Genomic DNA, 25,370 nt, shown 5'->3' with positions numbered 1-25,370 from the left:
GAGTCTCTCATCCGGCCGCGCCGGTTCGCCTGTTGTGACCTCGGCCATATGTCAGGTCTGAGGCGTACGGCACACCGTCCCGGACGGGTGGGCGCGCCCCTCCGGGGCGGGCGCGCGCCAGTCCCCGGCCAGGGCCGGCCCCAGCTGGTCCAGATGCGCCTCGGTCAGCGCCCGCAGCGAGTCCACGCTGGTCTCCGGCCCCTGTCCCCACAGCTGACCGGCCACCCGCATCACCCCGGAGAACGCGGCGACGGCGACCCTCGGCCGGGGGTCGCGCTCCACATCCAGGCCCTCACGCTCGGCGATCACCCGGGCGATCTGGTTCTCCAGCTCGGTGCTGCGCCGCAGATGGGCGGCGAGCAGCGAGGGTGTGGACTCGATCATTTGGTACGTACGCATGTGGAGTTCGACCGGGACGATGGCCTCGATGGCCTCACCGATACTGCTCCAGGCGCACAGGACCGCGCGTCGCATGGCCTCGAAGGGGGCTTCGGGCGCGGGCCGTTGGCGCAGTTCGGCGATGAAGCGCGACTCCACCATCTCCTGGACGGCGAAGGCGGCCGACTCCTTGCCCGCGAAGTAGCGGAAGAAGGTGCGCTGGGAGACCTCCACCGCGTCCACGATCTCGTCGACGGTGGTCTCCTCGTACCCCTGGGTGGTGAAGAGATCGAGGGCGGCATGGAGCAGGGCGTCCCGGGTGCGTCGCTTCTTGCGCTCGCGCAGCCCGGCCGGATGCTCGGCGGCTGGTTGCCGATCGGTCACTGAGCTGGTCCCTCTTTCTCCTGCTTTGTCCTGCCCAGCGTGCGTGTGAGCTACGTGACAGTTACCGGCTTGTGAAAAGGTTTGTCAACTGTCAGTGACTGACACTAATCTCCGGGTATGACTAGTCAGACCACCGTCGAAAAGGCACCGCGGGAGCCTCAGGACGCCCCAGTTCCCGCATCTGCCAAAGGATTGCGCGGCCACCCCTGGCTGACGCTCTTCTCCGTGGCCATCGGCGTGATGATGGTCGCGCTCGACGGCACGATCGTCGCGATCGCCAACCCCGCGATCCAGAAGGACCTGGGCGCCTCGCTCGCCGACGTCCAGTGGATCACCAACGGCTACATGCTCGCACTCGCCGTCTCCCTGATCACCGCGGGCAAGCTCGGTGACCGGTTCGGTCACCGCCAGACCTTCCTCATCGGTGTCGTCGGCTTCGCCGCGGCATCCGGGGCCATCGGCCTCTCCAGCAGCGTCGTCCTGGTGATCACCTTCCGGGTGCTGCAGGGCCTCTTCGGTGCCCTGCTGATGCCGGCCGCGCTCGGCCTGCTGCGCGCCACGTTCCCCGCCGAGAGGCTGAACATGGCGATCGGCATCTGGGGCATGGTGATCGGCGCCTCGACCGCCGGTGGCCCGATCCTGGGCGGCGTCCTCGTCGAGCACGTCAGCTGGCAGTCCGTCTTCTTCATCAACGTGCCGGTCGGCGTGATCGCGCTCGTGCTGGGCGTGCTGATCCTCAAGGACCACCGGGCCGAGAACGCTCCGCGCTCCTTCGACATCGCCGGCATCGTGCTGCTGTCGACCGCGATGTTCTGCCTGATCTGGGCGCTCATCAAGGGCTCGGAGTGGGGCTGGGGCGACCCCAAGACGGTCGGCTTCCTGCTCGGCGCCGTCCTGCTTTTCGTGGCGTTCGCGCTCGTCCAGCAGCGTGTCCGGGAACCGCTGATCCCGCTGGGGATGTTCCGCTCCGTGCCGCTCTCCGCCGGTACGGTCCTGATGGTGCTGATGGCCTTCGCCTTCATGGGCGGGCTGTTCTTCGTCACCTTCTACCTCCAGAACGTGCACGGCATGAAGGCCGTCGATGCGGGTCTGCACCTGCTGCCGCTGACCGCGATGATGATCGTCGCCTCGCCGCTGGCGGGCCTGCTGATCACCAAGTTCGGCCCGCGGGTCCCGCTGGTGGGCGGCATGGTCTGCACCGCCGTCGCATGCTTCGGGATGTCCCAGCTGACCGTCGGCACCGGCACCGTCACCATGTCGATCTGGTTCGCGCTGCTCGGCCTCGGCCTCGCGCCGGTCATGGTCGGCGCCACGGAGGTCATCGTGGGCAACGCCCCGATGGAGCTCTCCGGCGTCGCGGGCGGTCTCCAGCAGGCCGCCATGCAGGTCGGTGGCAGCCTCGGTACGGCAGTCCTGGGCGCGATCATGGCCTCCAGGGTCGACGCCGAACTGGCCGGGAACTGGAAGGCGGCGCAGCTTCCGCCGCTGTCGCCCGAGCAGCTGGACCAGGCGTCCTCGGCCGTCAAGGTCGGCATCCCGCCGATCGCCCCGGGCACCCCGCCGGAGGTCGCCGGCAAGATCGCGGGCGTCGCCCACGACACGTTTGTGTCGGGCATGAGCACCGCGTTCATGGTCGCCGGCATCGTCGCCGTCATCGCGGCACTGGTCGCCACCCTGACCAAGCGCGGCGAGAACGCCGAGGCGGGTGCGGGCGCCGGTCACATCTGACCTGACCCGCCCCGGCGCCCCACGGCGTCAACACACCGCGTACGACAGCCCCGCCGGAACGTTCCGGCGGGGCTGTCGCCTATCAGGGTGGTCCGGGCCCCGGCCCCTTCCCGTACGGCTTTCGCCCGGCTCAGGGTGGCTGTGGAAGATCCACATCACCACGGGGGTTGATGCACATGCGTACGACCGTGATCGCGGCCGCTCTGGCCGCTACCGCGCTGATCCCACAGGCACCGGCGGCCCAGGCGGCACCTGGCCGGACCGAGGACTGCCGCAGCGGCCAGCTCTGCCTCTGGGCGAAACCGGATTTCACCGGCGCCCGGCAGGTCCATGAACTGTCCACGATCGACATCGACAGCTGCGTACCGCTGAAGGCCGGCACCACCGCCCAGGCCCTGGTCAACCGCACCGGCCGGCCCGTCACCACCTACCAGTCCGCCGAGTGCGCCGAGACCGGCGAGTTCGAGACCTACCCGGGCAGCGGGACCTGGGTGCCGCAGTCCCCGTACCAGGTACGGGCCTTCAAGGTCTGGGAGAACTGAGACCGGGTGGTCCGGCCCACGGAACGCCGCGGGGCGGCGGGACCCTTCCGGTCCAGCCGCCCCGCGTCCCCGTGAACTACGCGTCGCCGCCCGCGGCCCCAGGATCGGCCGCGGCCACGTCCAGCAGGTCGTAGCGGTCGACCGCCGTCTTGAGCACCGAACGGTCGATCTTCCCGTCCTTGGCGAGCTCGGTGAGCACCGCCAGGACGATCGACTGGGCGTCGATGTGGAAGAACCGGCGGGCCGCCCCGCGGGTGTCCGCGAAGCCGAAGCCGTCCGCACCCAGTGACTGGTACGCACCGGGCACCCAGCGCGCGATCTGGTCCGGTACCGACCGCATCCAGTCCGAGACCGCCACGAACGGCCCCTGCGCCCCGGACAGCTTGCGCGTCACATACGGCACGCGCTGCTCCTCCTCCGGGTGCAGCAGGTTGTACCGCTCCACGTCCACGGCCTCGCGCCGCAGCTCGTTCCAGGAGGTCGTCGACCAGACGTCCGCCCTGACGTTCCACTCGTCGGCGAGGATGCGCTGCGCCTCGACCGCCCACGGGACCGCCACACCGGACGCCATGATCTGGGCGGGGATCTCGCCCTTCTCGCCGCTGCTGTAGCGGTACACGCCCTTCAGGATGCCCTCGACGTCCACGTCGGCGGGCTCGGCCGGGTGCTGGATCGGCTCGTTGTAGACCGTGAGGTAGTAGAAGACGTCCTCGTTCTCCTCGGGCGTCCCGCCGTACATCCTGCGCAGACCGTCCTTGACGATGTGCGCGATCTCGTACCCGAACGCCGGGTCGTAGGCGACACAGGCCGGGTTGGTCGAGGCGAGCAGCTGCGAGTGGCCGTCCGCGTGCTGGAGGCCCTCACCGGTCAGGGTCGTACGGCCGGCGGTGGCGCCCAGCACGAAGCCTCGCGCGAGCTGGTCGGCCATCTGCCAGAACTGGTCGCCGGTCCGCTGGAAACCGAACATCGAGTAGAAGACGTACACCGGGATCAGCGGCTCGCCGTGTGTGGCGTAGGCCGAACCCGCCGCGACCAGCGAGGCGGTACAGCCGGCCTCGGAGATGCCGTCGTGCAGCAGCTGGCCGGTCGGCGACTCCTTGTAGGCGAGCAGCAGATCGCGGTCCACCGACTCGTACTGCTGACCGAGCGGGTTGTAGATCTTCGCGCTCGGGAAGAACGCGTCCATGCCGAAGGTGCGGTATTCATCGGGTGCGATCAGCACGAAGCGCTTGCCGATCTCCTTGTCCCGCATGAGGTCCTTCAGGATGCGGACGAACGCCATGGTGGTGGCGATCGACTGCTGACCCGAGCCCTTCTTCGCAGTCGCGTACGTCTTGTCCTCGGGCAGTACCAGCGGCTTCGCACGCACCACACGCGTCGGGACGTAACCGCCCAGACCCTTGCGGCGGTCGTGCATGTACTGGATCTCCTCCGAGTCGCGGCCCGGGTGGTAGTACGGCGGGTTGCCGTCCTCCAGATCCTTGTCCGCGATCGGGATGTGCAGCCGGTCCCGGAAGCGCTTCAGGTCCTCGGCCGTGAGCTTCTTCATCTGGTGGGTCGCGTTGCGGCCCTCGAAGTTCGGCCCCAGCGTCCAGCCCTTGACCGTCTGCGCCAGGATCACCGTCGGCTGGCCCTTGTGGGCCTTGGCCGCCGCGTACGCCGCGTAGACCTTGCGGTGGTCGTGACCGCCGCGGCCCAGGTGCAGGATCTGCTGGTCGGACATGTCCTTGACCATGTCCCGCAGCCGGGCGTCGTCACCGAAGAAGTGATCACGGATGTACGCGCCCGTCTCGGTGGCGTACGTCTGGAACTGGCCGTCCGGTGTGGTGTTCAGCTTGTTGACCAGGATGCCCGTGCGGTCCTGCGCGAGCAGCGGGTCCCAGGAGCGGTCCCAGACCAGCTTGATGACGTTCCAGCCGGCACCGCGGAACTGCGACTCCAGCTCCTGGATGATCTTGCCGTTGCCGCGCACCGGGCCGTCGAGGCGCTGGAGGTTGCAGTTGACGACGAAGGTCAGGTTGTCCAGACCCTCGCGGGCGGCGATCGAGAGCTGGCCGAGCGACTCCGGCTCGTCCATCTCGCCGTCACCCAGATACGCCCACACGTGCGAACCGGAGGTGTCCGCGATATCGCGCGCCTCCATGTAGCGGTTCATCCGCGCCTGGTAGATCGCACCGAGCGGGCCGAGACCCATCGAGACGGTCGGGAACTCCCAGAAGTCCGGCATCAGCCGCGGGTGCGGGTAGCTGGACAGGCCGTTCGGCGCCTTCGACTTCTCCTGGCGGAAGGCGTCGAGCTGCGCCTCGCTCAGCCGGTCCAGCAGGAACGCGCGGGCGTAGATCCCGGGGGAGGCGTGCCCCTGGAAGAAGATCTGGTCACCGCCCAGACCGTCGTCCTTGCCGCGGAAGAAGTGGTTGAAGCCCACGTCGTAGAGCGAGGCGGAGGAGGCGAACGTGGCGATGTGGCCACCGACGCCGATCCCCGGACGCTGCGCCCGCGACACCATCACTGCCGCGTTCCAGCGGGTCGCGTTGAGGACCTTGCGCTCGATCTCCTCGTCGCCCGGGAAGAACGGCTCGTCCTTCGTGGCGATGGTGTTCACATAGTCCGTGCTGCGCATCTCCGGCACGGCGACGCGCTTCTCGCGGGCACGCTCGATGAGCCGGAGCATGAGATAGCGGGCCCGCTCACGGCCCCGCTCGTCGACGGCGGCGTCGAGGGAGTCGAGCCATTCCTGGGTCTCTTCGGGATCGAAATCCGGGACCTGACTCGGAAGGCCGCCAATGATGATCGGGTTGCGATCGGATCCGGAAGCCACGCTGTTCCTTCGCTGTTCGGTGCTGCGCTTCGGGGCCTGGTTGAGGGAGTCACGCCCCCGGGTTGTGTACACGTACGCCGTCCCATCGTGTACCGCGAGGGCGCAAACGTCACCTCTACCGAGAGGTAACCAGCGGCTGCCGGCAGACCGGATCCCTGAGGTCCGGATGGGCCGCGGCAGGGCGGGTATCGGAGAACCGAGGCGCGTCGGGCAGGATGGGTCGGGCGAAACCGCAACCATACGCCCAAGGCGTCCAAGTGTTCCCAAACGCTGTTCGACTCCGAATGCCGGACCGAAACGGCATAAGCTGTTCAAGGACGTAAAGGGTGTGGAGGGCCGCACAGGCTCCAGCAGCGGACCCGCCGACAGTGCGGCGACGTGGCACGAAACGTCACCGTTTAGGCGGTCTCGTGCGCTGGGTACTTGCGCGATCCGCCGCTCCCGTGTGGACTACGGCCAGCGCCCCGCGTACGCGCGTGGCTGAAGCATTTTCCGAAACATGATCAGGAGGCAACCCGTGAGCGCGACCGCGGACCACGCGGAGGAGCGGACCAACCCGGCAGCACGCCTGGGGTTCGAGCCCGGACAGGTGGTCCAGGAGATCGGCTACGACGACGACGTCGAGCTGGAGCTCCGTGAGGGCATTGAGGCCACTATCGGCCAGGAACTCGTCGACGAGGACTACGACGACGTCGCTGACGTCGTCCTGCTCTGGTTCCGCGACGAGGACGGCGACCTTACGGACGCGCTGGTGGATGCCATTGGTCTGCTCGAGGAAGGCGGCACGGTCTGGCTGATGACGCCGAAGACCGGCCGTGACGGATACGTCGAGCCGAGCGACATCAACGAGGCTGCCCAGACAGCCGGTCTCGCCCAGACCAAGAGCATCAGTGCGGGCAAGGACTGGACGGGTAGCCGTCTGGCCACACCGAAGGCGGCCAAGGCCAAGCGCTGAACCGCATTTCGCCCCTGAAGGCCCCCGACGGCAGCACGCCGCCCGGGGGCCTTCGTACGTCCGTCGCCCTCCCTGCTGTCTTCGCACGTCCGTGGCGCACCGCCCTCGCTGTCTTCGTGCGTCCGTCGCCCCCCTGCCTTCGCACGTCCGTCGCCCCCGCCGGTACCCGCGGGGTGACCTTCTGCGGGTGCTGCACGGCCGCCAGGGGCCTCTGCGTAGGGTGGGGAGTCACCCGGACAGCCCAGCCCGGCGACGTAGTGAAGGGACGCGCTCCATGGCGATCGAGGTCGGCACCAAGGCCCCGGATTTCGAGCTGAAGGACAACCACGGCCGGACCGTGAAGCTCTCCGACTTCCGAGGCGCCAAGAACGTGGTGCTGCTGTTCTACCCCTTCGCCTTCACCGGCGTCTGCACGGGCGAGCTCTGCGCGCTGCGCGACGAGCTGCCCACGTTCGAGAACGACGACACGCAGCTGCTCGCCGTCTCCAACGACTCCATCCACACCCTGCGCGTCTTCGCCGAGCAGGAGGGCCTCGAATACCCGCTGCTCTCGGACTTCTGGCCGCACGGCGAGACGTCGCGGGCGTACGGCGTCTTCGACGAGGAGAAGGGCTGCGCGGTGCGCGGCACCTTCATCATCGACAAGGAGGGCGTGGTGCGCTGGACCGTCGTCAACGGCCTGCCCGACGCGCGCGACCTCAACGACTACATCAAGGCGCTCGGCTCGCTCTGATCCGAGATCCGGGGGATCTCCGGGCGACCCCCGGTCTAAAGCCTGCTTCGGCCGGGAACCGGTCACTAGGATCCACTCGTTGATCGGATGCCAACGCAACGTGGAGGCGCCGGCACCGGCCGGCCCCCAATAAACCAATGGGAGGACTCGTGGGAGTCAGCCTCAGCAAGGGCGGCAACGTCTCGCTGACCAAGGCCGCGCCCAACCTGACCGCGGTCATCGTGGGTCTGGGCTGGGACGCTCGTACCACCACCGGCGGAGATTTCGACCTGGACGCCAGCGCCCTGCTGACGAACGCCGAGGGCAAGGTCGGCAACGACGGCAATTTCGTCTTCTTCAACAACCTCAAGAGCCCCGACGGCTCCGTCGAGCACACCGGTGACAACCTCACCGGTGAGGGCGAGGGCGACGACGAGGTCATCAACGTGAACCTGGCCGGTGTCCCGGCCGATGTCGACAAGATCGTCTTCCCGGTCTCGATCTACGAGGCCGAGTCGCGGCAGCAGAGCTTCGGCCAGGTGCGCAACGCGTACATCCGCGTGGTCAACCAGGCCGACAACAGCGAGCTCGCCCGCTACGACCTGAGCGAGGACGCCTCGACGGAGACCGCCATGGTCTTCGGCGAGCTGTACCGCAACGGCGCCGAGTGGAAGTTCCGCGCCATCGGTCAGGGCTACGCCTCGGGTCTGCGCGGCATCGCGCAGGACTTCGGCGTCAACGTCTAGACAGCCGATCCGGGGCCGCGCCTGCACGGGCGCCGCACCGGGCAGGCACCAGCACGTCCCGTCCGGCGCCGCACCCTGTGCGGCGCCGGACGCGCTCAACAGACGGTTCATCGACTCGGGGAGGACACACACCATGGGCGTCACGCTCGCCAAGGGAGGCAATGTCTCCCTCTCCAAGGCCGCACCCAATCTCACCCAGGTGCTGGTCGGGCTCGGCTGGGACGCACGAGCCACCACGGGGGCCGACTTCGACCTCGACGCCAGCGCGCTGCTGTGCCAGTCGGGCCGGGTGCTCGGCGACGAATGGTTCGTGTTCTACAACAACCTCACGAGCCCCGACGGCTCCGTGGAGCACACCGGTGACAACCTCACGGGTGAGGGTGAGGGCGACGACGAGTCGGTCATCGTGAACCTCACGCAGGTGCCGGCCCATTGCGACAAGATCGTGTTCCCGGTCTCGATCCATGAGGCCGACAACCGCGGCCAGACGTTCGGCCAGGTCAGCAATGCGTTCATCCGGGTGGTGAACCAGGCGGACGGCCAGGAACTCGCGCGTTACGACCTCAGTGAGGACGCCTCGACGGAGACCGCGATGATCTTCGGCGAGCTCTACCGTTATAACGGCGAGTGGAAGTTCCGTGCAGTGGGGCAGGGGTACGCGTCAGGACTGCGAGGCATCGCTCTAGACTTCGGGGTCAACGTTTCGTAAAGCCGCGCACGGCGCGGGGGAGCCCCGTACACCTCGGGGGAGACCTGTTACACAGATGATGGGGTAGCCAGTGCTTCTGAAAACCTTCGGCTGGTCGTTCGCGATTACCGCGCTCGGCCTGGTCGCAGCCCTGTTCTACGGGGGGTGGCAAGCCTTCGGGGTGGTCGCGATCCTTTCCGTCCTGGAGATCTCGCTGTCCTTCGACAACGCGGTCGTCAACGCCGGAATCCTGAAGAAGATGAGTGCCTTCTGGCAGAAGATCTTCCTCACGGTCGGCGTGCTCATCGCGGTCTTCGGCATGCGGCTGGTGTTCCCCGTCGTCATCGTGGCCATCACCGCCAAGCTGGGGCCGATCGAGGCTGTCGATCTTTCGTTCAACGACCCGGACCGCTACAAGGAACTGGTCACCGACGCGCACCCGGCCATTGCCGCCTTCGGTGGCATGTTCCTGTTGATGATCTTCCTCGACTTCATCTTCGAGGACCGTGACATCCAGTGGCTGCGCTGGATCGAGCGCCCGCTCGCCAAGCTCGGCAAGGTCGACATGCTGTCGGTCTGCATCGCGCTGGTGGTCCTGCTCGTCACGGCCATGACGTTCGCGACGCACGCGCACCAGCACGGCGGCGTACACGCCGACAAGGGTCAGACGGTCCTGCTCGCCGGCATCGCGGGCCTGATCACGTATCTCATCGTCGGCGGGCTCTCCGGCCACTTCGAGAACAAGCTCGAGGAAGAGGAGGAACGCGAGCACGAGGCGGAGGAGGAAGCCGAGCGCACGGGGAAGAAGCTGTCCGCGGTCGTACTCTCCGGCAAGGCCGCGTTCTTCATGTTCCTCTACCTGGAAGTGCTCGACGCGTCCTTCTCGTTCGACGGCGTGATCGGTGCGTTCGCCATCACCAACGAGATCGTGCTGATGGCGCTCGGTCTCGGTATCGGCGCCATGTACGTCCGTTCGCTCACGGTCTACCTGGTCCGCCAGGGCACCCTGGACGACTACGTCTACCTGGAGCACGGCGCCCACTACGCGATCGGCGCGCTGGCTGTCATCCTGCTCGTCACGATCCAGCACGAGATCAACGAGATCATCACCGGTCTCGTGGGCGTCGTCCTGATCGCCTGGTCCTTCTGGTCGTCGGTCCGGCGCAACAAGGCGCTCGAGGCTGAGGAGGGCGAGGGAAAAGCTGAAGTCACCGCCGGGGTGTGACCCGGTAGGGATTGAGGAACGCTCTCTGCGGGGCGGCTCGTACGGCGAGGGTTATCGGGGAACACCCGGACCCGGACCGGAGCCGCCCCGCAGCGGTGTGTGCGTCGCATGTGTCGCATGCGACGGGTGTCGGGCCGAGATGTGTGGGGGTTGGAGATGGCGTTCTGGGACAGCCTGTGGCCGGGGCGGGAAGCACAGTTCGAGTCGGGCAGCGCGGCCACCAACTCCATCGTGCTCTCCAGGCGGCACGCCACGGTCTCCCTGACCAAACAGGGCGCGCTGACCGGAAACCTCCGGGTCAACCTCTCGTGGCGGATGCGGACATCGGACATCGAGGGCCGGTCGGGACAGAGCGGCCGGCTGCTGCGGCCCTTCAAGCTCTTCAAGCCCGATGTGGTCCAGGCGCACACCCAGGGCGTGGTCAACGTCGACCTGGACCTGGGCTGCATGTACGAGCTGGCGGACGGCACCAAGGGCGTGGTGCAGCCGCTCGGCAACCTGATCGGCGATCTGAACGCGCCGCCGTACATCAGGCTCAGCGGAGACGACCGCTTCGGGGCGCCGTCCGGGGAGACCGTCTACGTCAACCTCGACCAGCGCGACCAGATCAAGCGGCTGCTGTTCTTCGTCTACATCTACGACCAGACGCCGGCCTTCGACCGTACGCACGCCAAGGTGACGCTCTACCCCGGCAACGGGCCCCGCATCGAGATCGAACTCGACGAACGGGCCCCGCAGGCCCGCTCGTGCGCCGTGTTCACCGTGGAGAACGTCAAGGACGAACTGATCGTGCGGCGCGAGGTGAAATTCGTGTACGGCTTCCAGTCGGAGCTGGACCGGCTGTACGGCTACGGGATGCAGTGGGGACGCGGGTACAAGTCCCGCGCCTAGGATGCCGTTTCGGAAGTGCCGTCGTCCGCCCGCGGCGCAGGTGGGGGCTTCCGGAACAGGGCCTGGGGTCTGTTCCATACCCTCTGGCGGGCGCACGACGGATTACGGGACAGCCTTGGGCTCTGCGTCTGGATCGGGACGGATCACGGCCGGGGCGGGCGCCGCGTCGGAGCCCTGGGAACTGCTGTCAGGGCTCGGCCGGGGCGGGCGCCGCGTCGGAGCTCTGGGAACTGCTGTCAGGGCCGTATGAACTGCGGGCCCTGCGGCGGCAGGACAAAATTCGGGTCCGGGGCGTGCGCTGCCGCCGCGGCGGGCTGCGGATAGCCGTACGCGGGCTGTGCGGAGGCCGGCTGGGGATAGCCGTAGGCCGCCGGCTGCGGAGCCGGGGCGGGCGGGGCCGCCGCGGGCTGTGGATAGCCGTATGCGGGCTGCTGGTGCTGCACCGTGACCTGCGCGTCCGGTCCGGCGGCCGGAGCGGGCGGAAAGGCCGGGGCGGGCGGCAGGGGCGTCTGATCGGGCTCGGCCGCGGCCTCCGCCTCGTCGACGGAGATACCGAAGGCGGTAGCGAGGCCGACCAGCCCCGTCGGGTAGCCCTGTCCGACGGCACGGAACTTCCAGCCATCGCCGCGCCGGTACAGCTCGCCGCAGATGATCGCGGTCTCCTCGCCGGTCTCCGGCCGTACCTCGAACACGGCGAGCGGCTCGCCGCCCGTCGCCGTGGCGTCGTAGAGCATGATGCACAGGTCGCGCACCCGTTCGAAGGCGGCTCCGTCGGAAGACGCGGCGATGACCACCTGGTCGACCGAGGGGTCGAGCGCGTTGAGATCGGCCTCGATAGTGTCCGTCAGCCCCTCGGCGAGGCTCCGCTTCGGGAGCCTCCGTACCAGGCCGGAGGGGTGGCGGGGCTGGTTGTAGAAGACGAAGTCCTCGTCCGAGCGCACGCGGCCGCCGGCGCCGAGCAGCAGGGCCGAGGCGTCCACGTCGGGAACCCCGGCGCCCGGGGTCCAGCGCAGCACGGCCCGTACGGCCATGGCGTCGAGTGGGACGTTCGAGCCTTTCACCATCGCGTGCGTCATGGCGGTCATCCTGCCTGCTGGCTGCCCCTGCGGACAACGCGGGGTCGCGAGCCGTGTCTCCGTGGAATGTCGGAACCACCCCGTCCGCACCCTTCGGAACCGTCGTGAAATGGACGAGTTACCCGGAATTCATGTGGCCAGGGAACTGCCGGCACCCGTCCGTACGTACTATTACCGGCCACACGTTGTCCGGTCGGTCAGGTAGTACGGGGGGAATCACATGCGTCATTTCGGGCATATCGCACCCACTGTCAGAGGCGACCTGTTCTTCCAGCAGCCGTGCACCTTCGACGCCGACGCGCCGGCCCGCCTGCTCTCGGCCGCTCTGGGAGCCACCCTCTACAGTCCCGCCACCCGGCCGAGACTCGCCGACGACGTCATCAAGCAGGTCGCGCGCGGGGTCGTCTCGATGGTGTTGTGCCTGGAGGATTCGATCGACGACTCCGAGGTGGCCGGCGCCGAGGAGAACCTGGTCGCGCAGTTCGCCGAACTGGACGCGCGCGGCGGTGAACTGCCACTCCTCTTCATCCGGGTCCGTGAGCCGCACCAGATCACCGACCTGGTGCGCAGGCTCGGCGACACCGTCCGCTTGTTGTCCGGTTTTGTACTTCCGAAGTTCACGCAAGAGCGCGGCGCGCCGTTCATGGAAGCGCTGACCAAGGCGGAATCCGTCGGCGGCCACCGGCTCTTCGCCATGCCCGTGCTCGAATCGCCTGAGCTGCTCCACCTGGAGACCCGCCAGGCGGCCCTCCAGAAGATCGCCGCCACGGTGGACTCGTACCGGGACAGGGTGCTTGCGCTGCGACTCGGCGTCACCGACTTCTGCTCGGCGTACGGACTGCGCAGGGCGCCCGACATGACGGCGTACGACGTCCGGATCGTCGGTGACGTCATCGCCGACGTGGTCAACGTGCTGGGCCGGGCGGACGGCACCGGTTTCACGATCACAGGGCCCGTGTGGGAGTACTTCCGACTCCAGGAGCGCATGTTCAAGCCACAGCTGCGCCGCAGCCCCTTCCTGGAGGGCCGGGCCGAAGAGCTGCGCACGGCTCTGATCGAGCACGACCTGGACGGCCTGCTGCGGGAGATCGAGCTCGACCGGGCGAACGGCCTGCTCGGCAAGACCTGCATCCACCCGTCGCACGTCGCGCCCGTGCACGCGCTGTCGGTGGTCAGTCACGAGGAATTCAGCGACGCCCAGGACATCCTGCGGCCGGAGCGCGGGGGCGGCGGCGTGCTGCGTTCCGCGTACACGAACAAGATGAACGAAGTGAAACCGCACCGGGCCTGGGCCGAGCGCACCCTTCAGCGGGCCGAGGTCTTCGGAGTGGCGCGGGAGGACGTCGGCTTCGTGGAGCTGCTGGCCGCGAGCCTCGCGGAGTGAGCGTGCCGCGCGGTGGCGGTGTTCCGGGCAGGTGGAGAACGGGCGCGAACAGGCATGAACGGGCGCGAACGAATATGAACGCGCGTGCGAACCTGAGTAGGACACTGGATCTGGATACGGCACGGAGTACGACACCGAGCGCGCCCTGATGAGCGGGTCGCGCAGCGAGGAAAGAGACGGCGAACGTGGTGTGGTCGGGTAGCTGGGTCGCGGAGCGGCTGGGCGTCGAGCTCGTGGGCGACGGTGAGCTGCGTGAACTGCTGGGCCTCGCCCTGCGGCGCAACCCCAAGCGGGCGCATCTGCTGGTGTCCCACGTACTCGGCAAGCACGTGCCGCAGTACCCCTCGGTGGTCTACGGCGCCGGATTCGAGCTCGGCCGCCGGGTACGGGAGCTGCTCGGCGAGACGGGGGCCGGCCGCGCGGTCGTGCTCGGCTACGCGGAGACGGCCACCGGCCTGGGCCACGCGGTCGCCGACGGTCTGGGCACCGCACCGTACCTCCACTCGACCCGGCGCCCCGTCGAGGGCGTGGCCCGGGCGGGCGGCTTCGAGGAGTCGCACTCCCACGCCACCTCGCACCTGCTGCTCCCGGAGGACCCGGAGCTGCTGGCGGGAGACGGGGGCGGCAGAGGCGGTTCCGGTGGTGCGGGAGTCTGTGGTGGTGCCGCCGATGTGAGCGCATCCGGTGGTGCGGGTGTTTCCGGTGGTGCGGGTGTTTCTGATGGTGCCACTGATGTGGGTGCTTCCACAGGTGCTTCCACAGGTGCTTCCACTGACGTCGGCTTCTCCGCCCGCTCCGGGGATACGCACTCGTCCGACGCGGTACTCGTGCTGGTCGACGACGAGTTCTCCACCGGCAACACCGTCCTCAACACCATCCGGGCCCTGCACGAGCGCTACCCCCGCAACCGCTACGTCATCGTGGCCCTGGTCGACATGCGCTCGCCGGAGGACCGCGGGCGACTGGCCGAGTTCGCCGCGGAGATCGGCGCCCGCGTCGACCTGGTGGCGAGGAACTCCGGCACGGTCCGCCTTCCGGAAGGCGTCCTGGAGAAGGGGCAGGCGCTGGTCACGGCCGAGGAGGCTGCGCAGCAGACGTCCGAAGCCCCACTCCTGGCCCTCAGCCCAGCTCCCGGCCCAGCCCCCCGCCCGGCCGCCCGCGTGGACCTGCGCTGGCCCGAAGGCGTCCCCGACGGCGGCCGGCACGGCTTCACGCCCGCGCACCGGGCGATTCTTGAACCGGCGCTCCCCGCCATGGCGGACCGCATCGCCGCGACGCTGGACGACGGGGCGCGCCGCGTACTGGTCCTGGGCTTCGAGGAGCTGATGTACGCGCCGCTGCGCCTGGGCACCGCCCTGGAGGACCGCATGGCCGCCGAGGTCCGCTACTCCACGACGACCCGCTCGCCGGTCCTCGCGGTGGACGACCCGGGCTACGCGATACGCACCCGGCTGGTCTTCCCGGCCCACGACGACCCGGCCGACGGCCCCGGTGACCGGTACGCGTACAACGTCGCGGGCGCCGGCTTCGACGCCGTCGTGGTCGTCGTCGACTCCACCGCCGACACACCCGAACTGCACGCCCCCGATGGCCTGCTGGCGCAGCTCGCCCCGCACACCGCCCAGGTCCTGCTCGCGGTCGTCCCCTCGTACGTACCGGCCGACGAGACGTCCGCCGTCCCCGCCCCGCCCGCGGCCCCCACTCCGTCGTACGCCCCCGAACGCCAGGAAGAACCCCGCATGCTGCCCGAGCCCCTCCGCGGTCCCGCCTTCTCCTCATACGCGCCGGACGAGGTCGGCTGGCTGCTCCAGGACCTCTCGGGCACCGAGCTGGAGGCGCCCACCGAGGAGCGCGAGGAGGCGATACAGAGCGGCGGCGCGCACTACGCCGAGTCGCTGCCCGTCGAGTACCAGCCGTCCGACCAGTACCAGGACCTGTTCAAGGCGGCCCTGGACCTGTCGGCCGCCCGTATCGCCCGCGCCGTCGGCACCGTCACCGAGACGGTCCTGGCGGAGCGCGGCCCGCGGCCCGTGCTGGTCTCGCTGGCCAGGGCCGGTACCCCCGTCGGCGTACTGATGCGCCGCTGGGCCCAGCACCGGCACGGCGTCGAGCTGCCGCACTACGCCGTGTCGATCGTGCGCGGCCGGGGCATCGACGCCAACGCCCTGCGCTGGCTGGCCGCCCACCACAACCCGGCCGACGTCGTCTTCGTCGACGGCTGGACCGGGAAGGGTGCCATCACGCGCGAACTGGCCGCAGCCATCGCCGAGTTCGAAGAGGCCGCCGGGACCGAGGGCTTCGACCCGGAGATCGCGGTCCTGGCCGACCCAGGCGGCTGCGTCCGCACGTACGGCACCCGCGAGGACTTCCTGATCCCGTCAGCCTGCCTCAACTCCACGGTTTCCGGGCTGATCTCCCGTACGGTCCTGCGTTCCGACCTGGTCGGTCCGGACGACTTCCACGGTGCGAAGTTCTACCGCGAGCTCGCCGGATCCGATGTGTCCGGCCACTTCCTCGACACCGTCACCGACCGCTTCGACGAGGTCGTCGATGCCGTGGACGCCGAGGTGAAGGAGCTGCTCACCGCCGACCGCGCACCCACCTGGGAGGGCTGGGCGGCGGTGGAGCGGATCAGCGAGGAGTACGGCATCCACGACGTGAACCTGGTCAAGCCGGGCGTCGGCGAGACGACCCGGGTGCTGCTGCGCCGGGTCCCGTGGAAGATCCTCGCCAAGCGGGGCGCGGGCTCGGACCTGGAACACATCAGGCTGCTGGCCGAGCAGCGCGGCGTACCGGTCGAGGAGGTCGACGAACTCCCGTACACATGCGTCGGCTTGATCCACCCCAAGTACACGCGCGGGGCGACCGGCGCGGACGGCAAGGCGGTGGACTCCAAGTGACCTCCCCCATGGTCTCCCCGACGACCGCGCAGCCGACTGCCCAGCCATCCCCTCAGTCACCTGGTCGGCCGGCCGTCCAGCCATCCCCTCAGCCACCTGCTCGGCCGGCCGTCCAGCCATCCCCTCAATCACCCTCTCGGCCGACCGTCCAGCCACCGGCTCAGCCATCCGACCAGCCGATCGTCCGCCCGGCCTCCCCGGTGACGTTGGTCGCCAGCGACCTCGACCGCACGCTCATCTACTCGGCGGCGGCCCTCCAACTCCCGATGCCGGACGCGGAGGCCCCCCGGCTGCTCTGTGTCGAGGTGTACGACCACAAGCCGCTCTCGTACGTCACGGAGACGGCCGCCGAACTCCTCGCCGAACTGGCCCGCACCACGGTCTTCGTACCGACCACCACCCGGACCCGCGAGCAGTACCACCGCATTCACCTACCGGGACCCGCGGCCCGGTTCGCGATCTGTGCCAACGGCGGCCACATCCTGGTGGACGGCGAGTCCGACCGGGACTGGCAGCGGACCGTGGCCGGCCGGCTGGCCGACGAGTGCGCCTCGCTGGCGGAGGTCCGCGCCCACCTCGTGTCCGCCGCCGATCCCGCCTGGCTGCTCAAGGAACGGGTCGCCGAGGACCTCTTCGCCTACCTCGTCGTCGACCGTGCGCTGCTCCCGCCGGACTGGAGGCAGGAGCTGGCCGAGTGGGCGGAGCCGCGCGGCTGGACCGTCTCGCTCCAGGGACGCAAGATCTACGCCGTACCGCGCCCGCTTACCAAGAGCGCGGCGATGCGCGAGGTCGCCCGCCGCACGGGCGCAACGCTCACCCTCGCCGCCGGTGACTCCCTCCTTGACGCCGACCTGTTGCTCGCCGCCGACCACGGCTGGCGCCCGGGCCATGGTGAACTGGCCGAGGCCGACTGGAGCGCCCCGCACGTGGAGGCGACCGCCGAGCGGGGCGTGGCCGCGGGCGAGGAGATCCTGCGACGCCTCCTTCTGACGTCGGGACTGCGCCGGGCCGCGTGACAGGGGAACGCCGGGCCGCGTGAGACGGGAACGCCGTGCCACGCGGCTGCGACAGGAACGCCATCCCGCCCGCCACGCCGCCGAATTCACTCGAGCCGGCTGCATCCGGCGGCTACAGTCACCGCGTTCTCGCCCGCCGGGGGGAACTCGGCCGACCAGGAAGTTGAGCGATGACCAAGGGAAACGAAACCAAGATCACTGACGAGCTGTACGCGTACATGCTGGCGCACAACCCGCCGCTGGACGCGGTTCAGCGCGAGCTCGTCGAGACCACGTACGCCAAGCTGCCGGACCACGCGGGCATGCAGTCGGCGGAGGAACAGGGCCCACTGCTGGCCTTCCTCGTCCGGCTGACCGGGGCCCGCCACATCGTGGAGGTCGGGACCTTCACCGGCTTCTCCGCCCTGTCCATGGCGCAGGCCATGCCCGCCGACGGACGGCTGATCGCCTGCGACGTCTCCGAGGAGTGGACGGCCTACGGTCGCGAGGCCTGGGAGAAGGCGGGCGTCGCCGACCGCATCGAGCTGCGGATCGCCCCGGCCCTGGACACACTGCGCGCGATGCCCACCGAACCCCACATCGACTTCGCCTACCTCGACGCGGACAAGGGCAACTACATCCCGTACTGGGAGGAACTGGTGCCCCGGATGCGCCAGGGCGGCGTCATCGCCACGGACAACGTGCTCTTCCACGGGCGCGTGACCGAGCCGCAGGCGACCGGCGGAGCAGCGGCCATCAAGGAGTTCAACGACCACGTGTCCGCCGACCCGCGGATGGACAGCGTGCTGCTCACGGTCTCGGACGGCCTGACGATTTCGCGCAAGCGTTCCTGACGCTCGGGCGCAAGCGTTCCTGATCCTCGCGCAAGCATTGACGAGCGAGCGAGCGAACGAGCGAACGAGCGAACGCGGGCCGTGGGGCGCGGCCCGCCGACGTCGGCTCAGCCGCAGCAGCCCCCACCGCAGCAGCCACCGCCACCGCCTCCACCGTCCGACGGCGCGGGTGCGGGCGCGGAACCCGCCGAGCCGCCCACAGCGACGGCGACGGTGGAGAGGAGCTTCACGGTGTCCTCGTGCCCGGCGGGGCAGGGGGCGGGTGCCGAGGACTGGGCCATCGGGCGACGGAGTTCGAACGTGTGTCCGCAGGAGCGGCAGCGGTACTCGTAACGAGGCATGTGCTCAGGCTATCGGCCGCGGGCCAGAAAGGCCCTGAGCCTGGCGCTCCGAGGACGAGGTGTGGAGGACGGGGGAGCGGAGGCCGAGGGCGTGGAGGACGGCGGCGTGGAGGACGCCCGGACCACGACGGGCATCCTTTCGACCGGCCTCCGTCGCCGTTCGAGGCGCTCCTCGTCCGCGGCTTCCTCGGGATGGCGGCTCCGCCAGTACGGATTGTCGTGGGGGAGCCCGCCACTGACCCGCCCGTACATCCCGAACATCATCAGCAGCAGACCGACGACGAAGCTGAACAGCACGTTCTGGATCTTGAACGCGAGGAAGTTGAGCCCGGTGTCCAGCAGCGCGAGATTCACGAATCCGCTGAGGATGAAGAGGATGCCCAGCACCATGTTGAGCGTCGAGGCGAAGTTGCCGCTGACCATCATGCCGACGAAGAGCAGCAGCCCCACACAGATGGACAGGACGCTGAGGGCGCCATTGGTGCTGAGACCGGCGACGGTGTCGCCGCCGGTGTCGAAGAAGCCGATCTTGTCGATCAGCCCGAGAATGCCGAAGGCGAGCAGGACCAGACCCATCAGCCCCGCCCCGCCCCGGTAGACGCGGCTGAGCCGGTGGTCGACGGGCAGGTGCTCATCGATCCGGGCGACCTTGGTCTTACGGTGAGCAGCCGGCCTTCGAGCGGGACGCAGTACGTGACTGGCCATGGAGTGGGCCTCCTTCGGGTAATACCAGGATGGCTCCGGGGGAGGCGAGGCGCACGTCAGCGCCGGACGAACGGATCAAGGGGACGACACAAGGGGACGGCACAAGAAGACCACCCCAAGGGGCGGCCCGAGGGGGCACAGGCGGACGGCCCAAAGGGGAGGCCAGGGGGGGCGGCCCACGGGGGAGGCTCAGTGGCGAGGCTCAGGGGGACTGATCAGGTCCCGGCTCCCAGTTCCCCGCGGATCTCGGAGACGACGCGAGAGGCGCTCTGCCGTACGCCTTCCGTCACGGTCAGGAAGTGCCAGTAGTCGGGATGACGCCCTTCGAGACCGGTGACGGCTTGGTCGAGCCGGGCCACCGCGTCGTCCAGGGGGCGGGCGTGGCGCGGATCGGGGGTGTTGCGCCCGGCCATGGCCAGCCGCTGGGCGTCCCGGATCGCGAACCGGGTCCGCTGGATCTCCTGCTGCGGGTCCTTGGCGACGGCGTCAAGCCGCTGCAGCCGGTCACCGGCCGCGGACACCGCCTCGTCCGTGGCGTTGAGCAGGGCCCGTACGGTGCTCAGCCGGGAGGTCGCATCGGCCCAGCGCTGTTCGTCACGCGCCTTCACGGCTTCCTTCAGCTTCTCCTCGGCCTGGCGCACATTGACCGCCGCCTGCTCGGGCACCGGCTGAAGATCCTGCCAGCACGCGGCGGAGAACCGGCGCCGCAACTCGCTGAGCACGGGCTCGACGGAAGCCGACCGCGTGGTCAGAGCCTGAGCGCGCGTACGAAGCGACACCAGCCGACGATCGATCTCGGCGGCCCGCTCGGGCAACTGGTCCGCTTCGGCCCGCACGGCCTCCGCATCCCGGAGCACCTGATCGGCGCGCTGGATGGTCTCGGCCACGCCGTGCCGGCCGGCGCCCTGGTTGAGCTTGGTCAGCTCGGGGGCGAGGGCGGCGAGCCGCGCCGCGAGATCATCCGCTCGCAGTCCGGACTCCCGCACCTTGTCGAGAGCATTGCTCGCGGACAGGAGCGCCTGTCGCGCCCGCTCCACAGCGGGCGCGAGCCGGGCGAGCTGGGTCTCGGCACTGCCCAGCAGCGGCCCCAGACCGGCCGCGAAACGGTCCAGCTCGCCCTTGACCCGTACGAGATCGTCCTTGGCGGAGGACAGCTGGCTCCTGGCCTGCGTGGCGATCGACGGCTCAAGATCGTCGCGGTCCAGATCGTGCGCGTCGACGGCGGTGATGTAGGCGTGACTGGCCTCGTCGATGCGTCGCCCCAGGGCGGCGAAGTCGTCGACGGCTTTGCGCGCGGCCGGTGAGCTGTCCACCGCGGTGATCGTCTCTATCGAGATCTGCAGATCGCGCTGGGCCGTGTCCAGCTCGTAGAAAGCCTCGGCGGCGGCATCCTTCGCCGCCTGCGCCTCGGCCCGCTGCCCCTCGCCGCGCCCGCCGAACCAGCGCCGCGTACCGCCACCGGCGAAGGCCGCCGGCAGCGCGCGGACGAGTAGTGGCACCGGCAGCAGCATCAGCACGAGGACATCTCGGACGTCTCTGACGGCGGAACTCGCACCCGCTCTCGCCTGCGGCTTCGCGTGTGTCGCCGTCACATCCCTCTCCCGTGCCGATTCGCCCTGCCCGGTACATTCTCCCACCAGGTAAGGACGAACACACGGGCCGGTTAGTTCGCGCTTCGCACTGTGACTTCCCCGTTGTTGCTCCGGGCCTTCACCACATGAGGACTGTCGTCGCTGCGGGGTACCTCCACCGAGGTGTTCCCGTTGTCGGTCCTGGCACTCACCGCGTACGTGGTGCTGTCACCCGGCAGCTCGATGGTGACCTTCCCGTTGTTACTGACGGTGTCCACCAACGTCGGTACGGCAGTGAACCCGAGCCGCACGGACCCGTTGTTCGAGTCGGCCGTCACGGACGAACCGGAGATCCCCTCGGCAACGATGGCGCCGTTGTCGCTTCCCAGCTTCAGGGCCCCGCTGGAGTCACGCACGGTCACCTTGCCGTTGTCGGATCGCAGGACGAGCGGGGTGTCGAACCCGGACGCCTCGATCTTCCCGTTGTCCCCCCGCGCGGTGACCGCCACCCCGCGCGGCACCTTCACCTGGTGCCTGGACGCGCAGTTACTGATCATGGCATCGCACTTCACCTTCAGCGTCAGCGTGTCGCCCTCCAGCTTCCACCGGGCCTCGGGCCCGCTCCCGAGCACCACCCACCCATCGACCTGCCGGGTCACCTCGACCTCCTTCACATCGGCAGGCACGAGCTCCAGACTCGTGTTGTCCGTATCGATGGTCAGCTTCTTCCCGCTGAAGGCGAACGCCTTGTGCTCGACGGGTGCGTCATCGGCGTCCGTACTGCCGCAGCCCGTAAGAACGACGGCGGCAATCAGCGCCCCGCCGGTCGCGACGAGTGTGCGGCTTCGGGTGCGGGTGCGGGTGCCGGTTCGGAATGCCACGGTGATCGTTCCCCCAGGTCGTGCGCCGGTCGCTTCACTGCTCTGCGCTCTCGCTCAAGGTATGCGGGCACCGACTCCCGGCGGAATCGGGACGGCTACCGTATGCGGGGTAGGGATATCCCCCGCCTCCCACACACCCCCGCCCACCCCGGCTGCTGGGGCCGGCAACCGTTTGTGACCAGGGGCCGTAGTCCATGTACGCTGTTGCCTCATCCACGGGTGCGTAGCTCAGGGGTAGAGCGCTGCTCTTACAAAGCAGATGTCGGCAGTTCGAAACTGCCCGCGCCCACCAGCAGGACATACAGAAAAGGCCCAGGTCATCGGCGGTAAGCCGAGAGCCTGGGCCTTGTTCGTTCCTCCGTGATTCCGGCGAGGGAGTGGGAGTCGTGCCACTTACGTGCCAGATACGTCGTCGGGCTCTGCTGGCCGGGCCTTTCTGATCTGCTCGTCGACGTGAGCGGCGATCGCGTGGTCGCGGCCGTTCACCAGGTGTTGGTAGATCAGCGCGGCGCGCACAGACGAGTGGCCCATCCGCTGCATCAGCTCACGCTGTGGGCGAGGCTCAGTCGGCAGGCGTTGTGTATCCCGCACGGGCAGGCCGGTCAGTGTCTCCAGGAGTTCCAACTCGCCGTTCGCCCTAAGCCATCGGCCGGCAGTGGGCGTCAGGGGCACGGCTACCTGCCAGCCGAGGGCGATGGCTGGCTCGACCAGGCCGGTGCGTAGTTGCTCGACTCCATCGGCTGCCGAGCCCACGGCCCCCAGCACTCCGCGGCTGCCTGCACTCACAGTTCCACCATCCCGTATTGGTCCATCCCCACGGCCAGCGGTACAGCAGAGAAGTACGCAACCACAGCGACTATCAGCAACCGTTGCTGGTCCCCAGCCCCCGCGTGGGCAGGCCGACAGACCTCAGTGACCGTCACGCCGATGGTTCGAATCGAGGGGCTTACAGTGCTCTACGTGTACTCGGCGAGGAACTGCGGCCGGTACTGCTGCTGATAGCGGTCTATCGCCTGTCGCAGCATGGTGGCCCCGCCCGGAACACGGTTGCTCAGGTGTTCCCAGCCTACGAAGCGCAGGTGGTCTGGGATCTCGACCAGGCCGGTGATCGCATCCCAGAATGCGGCCCAGTTCATGCCGTAGAAGCCAGGGAAGTGCAGTGCCCGCGCGAGTGCTGCATGGAGTCCGCGCTCGTCGGTCACAGAACTGACGTCGATGGTGAGCATGCTTGCGATCCTTGCATGGGCCAGCGGGGGCCTGCGTGCCAGATCCGTGCCAGAACGAGCGGTCAGCCCCGGCCAATCGGAGTGCGTAAGGGCTCAGGCATACGCGTCGGGCGCAGTGCCGTCGTGTGCCTCTCGACCAGCTCAAACGATTTAGGGACTGCTGCCAGGCTTTCAAAGCAGATGTCGGCAGTTCGAAACTGCCCGCGCCCACCAGTGCAGAGGCCCCCAACCGATCATGGTTGGGGGCCTTCGGCGTCTGCGTCGGCTCGGGTGTGATCGCTCTGGCAGGGTGTGCCGATGCGGATACCCAGACAGGCGGCGGGAGTCGCGGTGTTGGACTCCGCCGGAGCGGTTTTCGTGTTCCGCTATGACAACGAGGAGGTCCGTGTCCACTGGGCGATGCCGGGCGGTGGCATGGAGCCGGGTGAGACGCCGCTGTAGACAGCTCAGCATGAGTTGCGCGGGGAGACCGGGTGCGTCGATGTCGAAATCGGTACCGTGTTCTGCGTCTGGGAGCACGGTTCACCCGAGCCGGAGTCCCCGTCCGGCAGCATGAGCACATTTTCCTCGCGCATGCTCCTCACCGAGATCCGGCCGGTGACCTTGCTGCCGCTGATGCGGCAGACAGTATTCTGCGCCGGCGATGGTGGACGCCGGATGATCTGACTGGTGCCGCGGAGCCGTTGTGGCCGCCGCCGCAGCTGCCAGAGCTGCTTGCCGGTGTACGGAGGGACGGGCCGCCTGAGGTGCCGGTTGGCCTCGGCTGCGTGCCGAGGCCGGTTGGTCTTGGCTACGTGCCGAATCCCCGGTAGCGCCGGCAGGTTGGACGTGCTGTTTGCCTCCGGCTGAGGCTACTTGCCGATGGTCACCTTCTCGTTGTCGAGGAGGGCTGTGTGCGTGGCCGATGTGGCGATCAACAGGATGAGCAGCAGGCCTGTGAACGAGTTGTCGCCATCGGAATCCACCGCCGTAGCGATGCCGAGGACGGCCACCTCGACGACGACGTAAGTGATGGCCACCCAGGGCTTGATGACCCCTTTGACCGTGGCGACGACGAAGGGGATCGCCGCACCGATGCCGATCGTCACGAGCGGGAGCAGGATCCAGACGACCTTGGCGAGGGTGGAGCCGAACATGCGAGGTCGCGCATTTGGAAGCGGGGTGGTGATGTACGGGCTCGGGCCCTGCCCGGCGGGCTGATACGGGTTGCTCATGGTCTCTCCCGGTGGACGAAATGCCGTGAGGGCATTGCAGCGCAGGTGAGAGCGACGTGCAGGGCTGTGACAGTTCCATTACGGAGTGTTCGACGGGTCGCTCGGGCGTGCGTGATCGCGCGACCGGCCGCTGGGTTTCGCCGGGTATACGGGTGAGCAGGGCGCGGGTCTCGGTAACGCTCCGGTCGGCCGTCGCCGTTTCTGTCCTGCGGGCGCGACTCGGTACGCGTCCCGGCGGCGGTACGAGGCCGGCGAGGGGTCATCGCAGCCGGGTTGCCGCGATCCCGCCGTCCACGTCGAGCGTCGCCCCGTGGATGAACTGCGCTTCGTCGGAAGCGAGATACCGCACCGCGTATGCGATGTCGATGGGGCGCACGGGGGCGCCCGCGGGGGTCCCCTTCGCCATTTCTGCGAGCTGATCCGCGCTCTTCGAGGTGCCCCGCGTGGCAGTGGCGCCCGGCGCGACGGTGTTCACCCGGACGCCGCGCGTGCCGTACTCCGCCGCCCATGCCCGGGTCAGTTGCTCGACCGCCGCCTTGGTCGCCGGGTACAGAGCCTTGTACGGGACGCCCACACGGGCCATCCATGAGCCGATGTTCACGATGACGCCGGATCCGCGTTCCGCCATGCGCGGTGCGAGGCTCGCGACGAGAACGTGAGGAGCGCGGATGTTGGTTGCCCAGAGTGCCTGCATCTCGTCGTCGGTGACCGTCTCGCTCCGGGAGCCGGGGTACACGCCCGCATTGTTGACGAGGATGTCGACGGTTCCGCCGAGTGCGTCCTCGGCCCGCTGGGCGAAGGCGCGGATCTCGGCCGGTTCGGCGCCGAGGTCTGCGGTGAGGGCGTGCGCCCGCCCACCGGCCTTGCCGATCGCGGTCACGACGCCTTGTGCCCGACCGGTGTCGCGGCCGCTGACGACGACCTCGGCGCCGGAAGCGGCGAGGACCCGGGCGATGGCCTCACCGATCCCGCCCGATGACCCGGTGACCAGTGCTGTGCGCCCGGCGAGCGCGTTGTCGGCGGGGAGGGAGGAGAGGAGTTCTTCATTCGTTCGCATGCCTCCATGCTCGTACTCCAGGTCATCGTTTCTCTTGCCTGAAACGGTCATTCCCTTGCCGGATCGCGCAGGGCCCTGTCGGACGGGATGAGGTTGGAT

Annotated in this window: 24 protein-coding genes and 2 tRNA genes; 15 read left to right on the top strand and 11 right to left on the bottom strand. The window is 68.8% G+C overall.

From position 1 onward, the window contains the following. Window positions 1–51: 51 nt before the first annotated feature. Entirely contained in the window at window positions 52–762 is a 711-nt protein-coding gene (locus ACFVJX_RS04000; RefSeq protein ID WP_384124222.1) for a TetR/AcrR family transcriptional regulator, read from the bottom strand. A 117-nt stretch (window positions 763–879) separates the two neighbouring features. Between ACFVJX_RS04000 and ACFVJX_RS03995 the strand changes: the two genes are divergently transcribed. Together ACFVJX_RS03995 and ACFVJX_RS03990 are read left to right on the top strand one after the other, a co-directional pair. After that, on the top strand, window positions 880–2,490 hold the full coding sequence (locus ACFVJX_RS03995; protein ID WP_384124223.1) for an MFS transporter: 1,611 nt from the start codon (window positions 880–882) through the stop codon (window positions 2,488–2,490). A 176-nt stretch (window positions 2,491–2,666) separates the two neighbouring features. Beyond that, entirely contained in the window at window positions 2,667–3,032 is a 366-nt protein-coding gene (locus ACFVJX_RS03990; protein ID WP_384124225.1) for a peptidase inhibitor family I36 protein, read from the top strand. A gap of 76 nt (window positions 3,033–3,108) precedes the next feature. On the opposite strand, the gene aceE is transcribed toward ACFVJX_RS03990, so the two are convergent. Further along, entirely contained in the window at window positions 3,109–5,850 is a 2,742-nt protein-coding gene (gene aceE / locus ACFVJX_RS03985) for a pyruvate dehydrogenase (acetyl-transferring), homodimeric type (RefSeq protein WP_384124227.1), read from the bottom strand. Window positions 5,851–6,367: 517 nt separating this feature from the next. Here aceE and ACFVJX_RS03980 point away from each other — a divergent pair. The 6 genes from ACFVJX_RS03980 to ACFVJX_RS03955 all read left to right on the top strand — a co-directional run bounded on the left by ACFVJX_RS03980 (window position 6,368) and on the right by ACFVJX_RS03955 (window position 11,067). Then, window positions 6,368–6,805 (top strand): DUF3052 domain-containing protein, encoded by a 438-nt coding sequence (locus tag ACFVJX_RS03980; protein ID WP_384124229.1) that lies wholly within the window; start codon window positions 6,368–6,370, stop codon window positions 6,803–6,805. 274 nt (window positions 6,806–7,079) lie between these two features. Then, a complete protein-coding gene (locus tag ACFVJX_RS03975) occupies window positions 7,080–7,538 on the top strand; it encodes a peroxiredoxin (RefSeq protein WP_384124231.1) in 459 nt (152 codons plus the stop codon). Window positions 7,539–7,687: 149 nt separating this feature from the next. Beyond that, window positions 7,688–8,263, top strand: a complete 576-nt coding sequence (locus ACFVJX_RS03970) for a TerD family protein (RefSeq protein ID WP_384124392.1) — start codon at window positions 7,688–7,690, stop codon at window positions 8,261–8,263. Between the two features lie 133 nt (window positions 8,264–8,396). Then, a complete protein-coding gene (locus ACFVJX_RS03965) occupies window positions 8,397–8,972 on the top strand; it encodes a TerD family protein (RefSeq protein WP_384124233.1) in 576 nt (191 codons plus the stop codon). 70 nt (window positions 8,973–9,042) lie between these two features. Continuing rightward, entirely contained in the window at window positions 9,043–10,176 is a 1,134-nt protein-coding gene (locus ACFVJX_RS03960; protein ID WP_384124235.1) for a DUF475 domain-containing protein, read from the top strand. Window positions 10,177–10,332: 156 nt separating this feature from the next. Next, window positions 10,333–11,067 (top strand): Tellurium resistance, encoded by a 735-nt coding sequence (locus ACFVJX_RS03955; protein WP_384124237.1) that lies wholly within the window; start codon window positions 10,333–10,335, stop codon window positions 11,065–11,067. Between the two features lie 236 nt (window positions 11,068–11,303). Here the strand turns inward: ACFVJX_RS03955 and ACFVJX_RS03950 are convergent, their stop codons facing one another. After that, the gene (locus tag ACFVJX_RS03950) at window positions 11,304–12,143 is read right to left on the bottom strand and encodes a TerD family protein (RefSeq protein ID WP_384124239.1); all 840 of its coding nucleotides are present in this window, start codon (window positions 12,141–12,143) and stop codon (window positions 11,304–11,306) included. A 220-nt stretch (window positions 12,144–12,363) separates the two neighbouring features. On the opposite strand from ACFVJX_RS03950, the gene ACFVJX_RS03945 reads away from it, so the two are divergent. The 4 genes from ACFVJX_RS03945 to ACFVJX_RS03930 all read left to right on the top strand — a co-directional run bounded on the left by ACFVJX_RS03945 (window position 12,364) and on the right by ACFVJX_RS03930 (window position 18,276). Continuing rightward, window positions 12,364–13,527, top strand: a complete 1,164-nt coding sequence (locus ACFVJX_RS03945) for an HpcH/HpaI aldolase/citrate lyase family protein (RefSeq protein WP_384124241.1) — start codon at window positions 12,364–12,366, stop codon at window positions 13,525–13,527. A gap of 185 nt (window positions 13,528–13,712) precedes the next feature. Beyond that, on the top strand, window positions 13,713–16,427 hold the full coding sequence (locus ACFVJX_RS03940) for a phosphoribosyltransferase (RefSeq protein ID WP_384124243.1): 2,715 nt from the start codon (window positions 13,713–13,715) through the stop codon (window positions 16,425–16,427). Window positions 16,428–16,606: 179 nt separating this feature from the next. Continuing rightward, window positions 16,607–17,443, top strand: a complete 837-nt coding sequence (locus ACFVJX_RS03935; protein WP_384124394.1) for an HAD family hydrolase — start codon at window positions 16,607–16,609, stop codon at window positions 17,441–17,443. Between the two features lie 170 nt (window positions 17,444–17,613). After that, window positions 17,614–18,276, top strand: coding sequence for an O-methyltransferase (locus ACFVJX_RS03930; RefSeq protein ID WP_384124245.1), 663 nt, complete (start codon window positions 17,614–17,616; stop codon window positions 18,274–18,276). 107 nt (window positions 18,277–18,383) lie between these two features. Here ACFVJX_RS03930 and ACFVJX_RS03925 read toward each other — a convergent pair whose 3' ends face one another. The 4 genes from ACFVJX_RS03925 to ACFVJX_RS03910 form a co-directional block, all read right to left on the bottom strand. Then, window positions 18,384–18,617 carry a zinc ribbon domain-containing protein gene (locus ACFVJX_RS03925; RefSeq protein ID WP_384124247.1) on the bottom strand — a complete coding sequence of 78 codons (234 nt, stop codon included), beginning with the start codon at window positions 18,615–18,617 and terminating at the stop codon, window positions 18,384–18,386. A 9-nt stretch (window positions 18,618–18,626) separates the two neighbouring features. Continuing rightward, window positions 18,627–19,322: a DUF4383 domain-containing protein gene (locus ACFVJX_RS03920; RefSeq protein ID WP_384124249.1), complete on the bottom strand. Its 696-nt coding sequence runs from the start codon at window positions 19,320–19,322 to the stop codon at window positions 18,627–18,629. 215 nt (window positions 19,323–19,537) lie between these two features. Next, window positions 19,538–20,914 carry a hypothetical protein gene (locus tag ACFVJX_RS03915; protein WP_384124251.1) on the bottom strand — a complete coding sequence of 459 codons (1,377 nt, stop codon included), beginning with the start codon at window positions 20,912–20,914 and terminating at the stop codon, window positions 19,538–19,540. 71 nt (window positions 20,915–20,985) lie between these two features. Next, the gene (locus ACFVJX_RS03910; protein ID WP_384124253.1) at window positions 20,986–21,774 is read right to left on the bottom strand and encodes a DUF4097 family beta strand repeat-containing protein; all 789 of its coding nucleotides are present in this window, start codon (window positions 21,772–21,774) and stop codon (window positions 20,986–20,988) included. Between the two features lie 217 nt (window positions 21,775–21,991). On the opposite strand from ACFVJX_RS03910, the gene ACFVJX_RS03905 reads away from it, so the two are divergent. Continuing rightward, window positions 21,992–22,066, top strand: a tRNA-Val gene (locus ACFVJX_RS03905). A 101-nt stretch (window positions 22,067–22,167) separates the two neighbouring features. Here the strand turns inward: ACFVJX_RS03905 and ACFVJX_RS03900 are convergent. Together ACFVJX_RS03900 and ACFVJX_RS03895 are read right to left on the bottom strand one after the other, a co-directional pair. Next, complete coding sequence (locus ACFVJX_RS03900; RefSeq protein WP_384124255.1) at window positions 22,168–22,560, bottom strand: hypothetical protein; 393 nt, start codon at window positions 22,558–22,560, stop codon at window positions 22,168–22,170. 170 nt (window positions 22,561–22,730) lie between these two features. Next, on the bottom strand, window positions 22,731–23,000 hold the full coding sequence (locus ACFVJX_RS03895; protein ID WP_384124257.1) for a barstar family protein: 270 nt from the start codon (window positions 22,998–23,000) through the stop codon (window positions 22,731–22,733). Between the two features lie 108 nt (window positions 23,001–23,108). On the opposite strand from ACFVJX_RS03895, the gene ACFVJX_RS03890 reads away from it, so the two are divergent. Together ACFVJX_RS03890 and ACFVJX_RS03885 are read left to right on the top strand one after the other, a co-directional pair. After that, a tRNA-OTHER gene (locus ACFVJX_RS03890) sits at window positions 23,109–23,213 on the top strand. A gap of 84 nt (window positions 23,214–23,297) precedes the next feature. Continuing rightward, a complete protein-coding gene (locus tag ACFVJX_RS03885; protein WP_384124259.1) occupies window positions 23,298–23,441 on the top strand; it encodes an NUDIX domain-containing protein in 144 nt (47 codons plus the stop codon). A 410-nt stretch (window positions 23,442–23,851) separates the two neighbouring features. Here the strand turns inward: ACFVJX_RS03885 and ACFVJX_RS03880 are convergent, their stop codons facing one another. Next, the gene (locus ACFVJX_RS03880) at window positions 23,852–24,136 is read right to left on the bottom strand and encodes a hypothetical protein (RefSeq protein ID WP_384124260.1); all 285 of its coding nucleotides are present in this window, start codon (window positions 24,134–24,136) and stop codon (window positions 23,852–23,854) included. Between the two features lie 337 nt (window positions 24,137–24,473). Further along, on the bottom strand, window positions 24,474–25,271 hold the full coding sequence (locus ACFVJX_RS03875) for an SDR family NAD(P)-dependent oxidoreductase (protein ID WP_384124262.1): 798 nt from the start codon (window positions 25,269–25,271) through the stop codon (window positions 24,474–24,476). Window positions 25,272–25,370: the final 99 nt, after the last annotated feature.

The organism is Streptomyces sp. NPDC127177 (assembly GCF_042672475.1).
Taxonomy (GTDB): domain Bacteria; phylum Actinomycetota; class Actinomycetes; order Streptomycetales; family Streptomycetaceae; genus Streptomyces.
The sequence above is the reverse complement of the archived record's forward strand: the minus strand, read 5'-3'. Positions and strand labels throughout refer to the sequence as shown.

What these genes read in the sequence shown, in the direction of transcription:
- ACFVJX_RS03925 (WP_384124247.1), bottom strand. Translation starts at nt 18,617, where the DNA reads ATGCCTCGTTACGAGTACCGCTGCCGCTCCTGCGGACACACGTTCGAA.
- ACFVJX_RS03975 (WP_384124231.1), top strand. Translation starts at nt 7,080, where the DNA reads ATGGCGATCGAGGTCGGCACCAAGGCCCCGGATTTCGAGCTGAAGGAC.
- ACFVJX_RS03995 (WP_384124223.1), top strand. Translation starts at nt 880, where the DNA reads ATGACTAGTCAGACCACCGTCGAAAAGGCACCGCGGGAGCCTCAGGAC.
- ACFVJX_RS03965 (WP_384124233.1), top strand. Translation starts at nt 8,397, where the DNA reads ATGGGCGTCACGCTCGCCAAGGGAGGCAATGTCTCCCTCTCCAAGGCC.
- ACFVJX_RS03990 (WP_384124225.1), top strand. Translation starts at nt 2,667, where the DNA reads ATGCGTACGACCGTGATCGCGGCCGCTCTGGCCGCTACCGCGCTGATC.
- ACFVJX_RS03895 (WP_384124257.1), bottom strand. Translation starts at nt 23,000, where the DNA reads ATGCTCACCATCGACGTCAGTTCTGTGACCGACGAGCGCGGACTCCAT.
- ACFVJX_RS03875 (WP_384124262.1), bottom strand. Translation starts at nt 25,271, where the DNA reads ATGCGAACGAATGAAGAACTCCTCTCCTCCCTCCCCGCCGACAACGCG.
- ACFVJX_RS03945 (WP_384124241.1), top strand. Translation starts at nt 12,364, where the DNA reads ATGCGTCATTTCGGGCATATCGCACCCACTGTCAGAGGCGACCTGTTC.
- ACFVJX_RS03930 (WP_384124245.1), top strand. Translation starts at nt 17,614, where the DNA reads ATGACCAAGGGAAACGAAACCAAGATCACTGACGAGCTGTACGCGTAC.
- ACFVJX_RS03950 (WP_384124239.1), bottom strand. Translation starts at nt 12,143, where the DNA reads ATGACGCACGCGATGGTGAAAGGCTCGAACGTCCCACTCGACGCCATG.
- ACFVJX_RS03920 (WP_384124249.1), bottom strand. Translation starts at nt 19,322, where the DNA reads ATGGCCAGTCACGTACTGCGTCCCGCTCGAAGGCCGGCTGCTCACCGT.
- ACFVJX_RS03880 (WP_384124260.1), bottom strand. Translation starts at nt 24,136, where the DNA reads ATGTTCGGCTCCACCCTCGCCAAGGTCGTCTGGATCCTGCTCCCGCTC.
- ACFVJX_RS03885 (WP_384124259.1), top strand. Translation starts at nt 23,298, where the DNA reads ATGCGGATACCCAGACAGGCGGCGGGAGTCGCGGTGTTGGACTCCGCC.
- ACFVJX_RS03955 (WP_384124237.1), top strand. Translation starts at nt 10,333, where the DNA reads ATGGCGTTCTGGGACAGCCTGTGGCCGGGGCGGGAAGCACAGTTCGAG.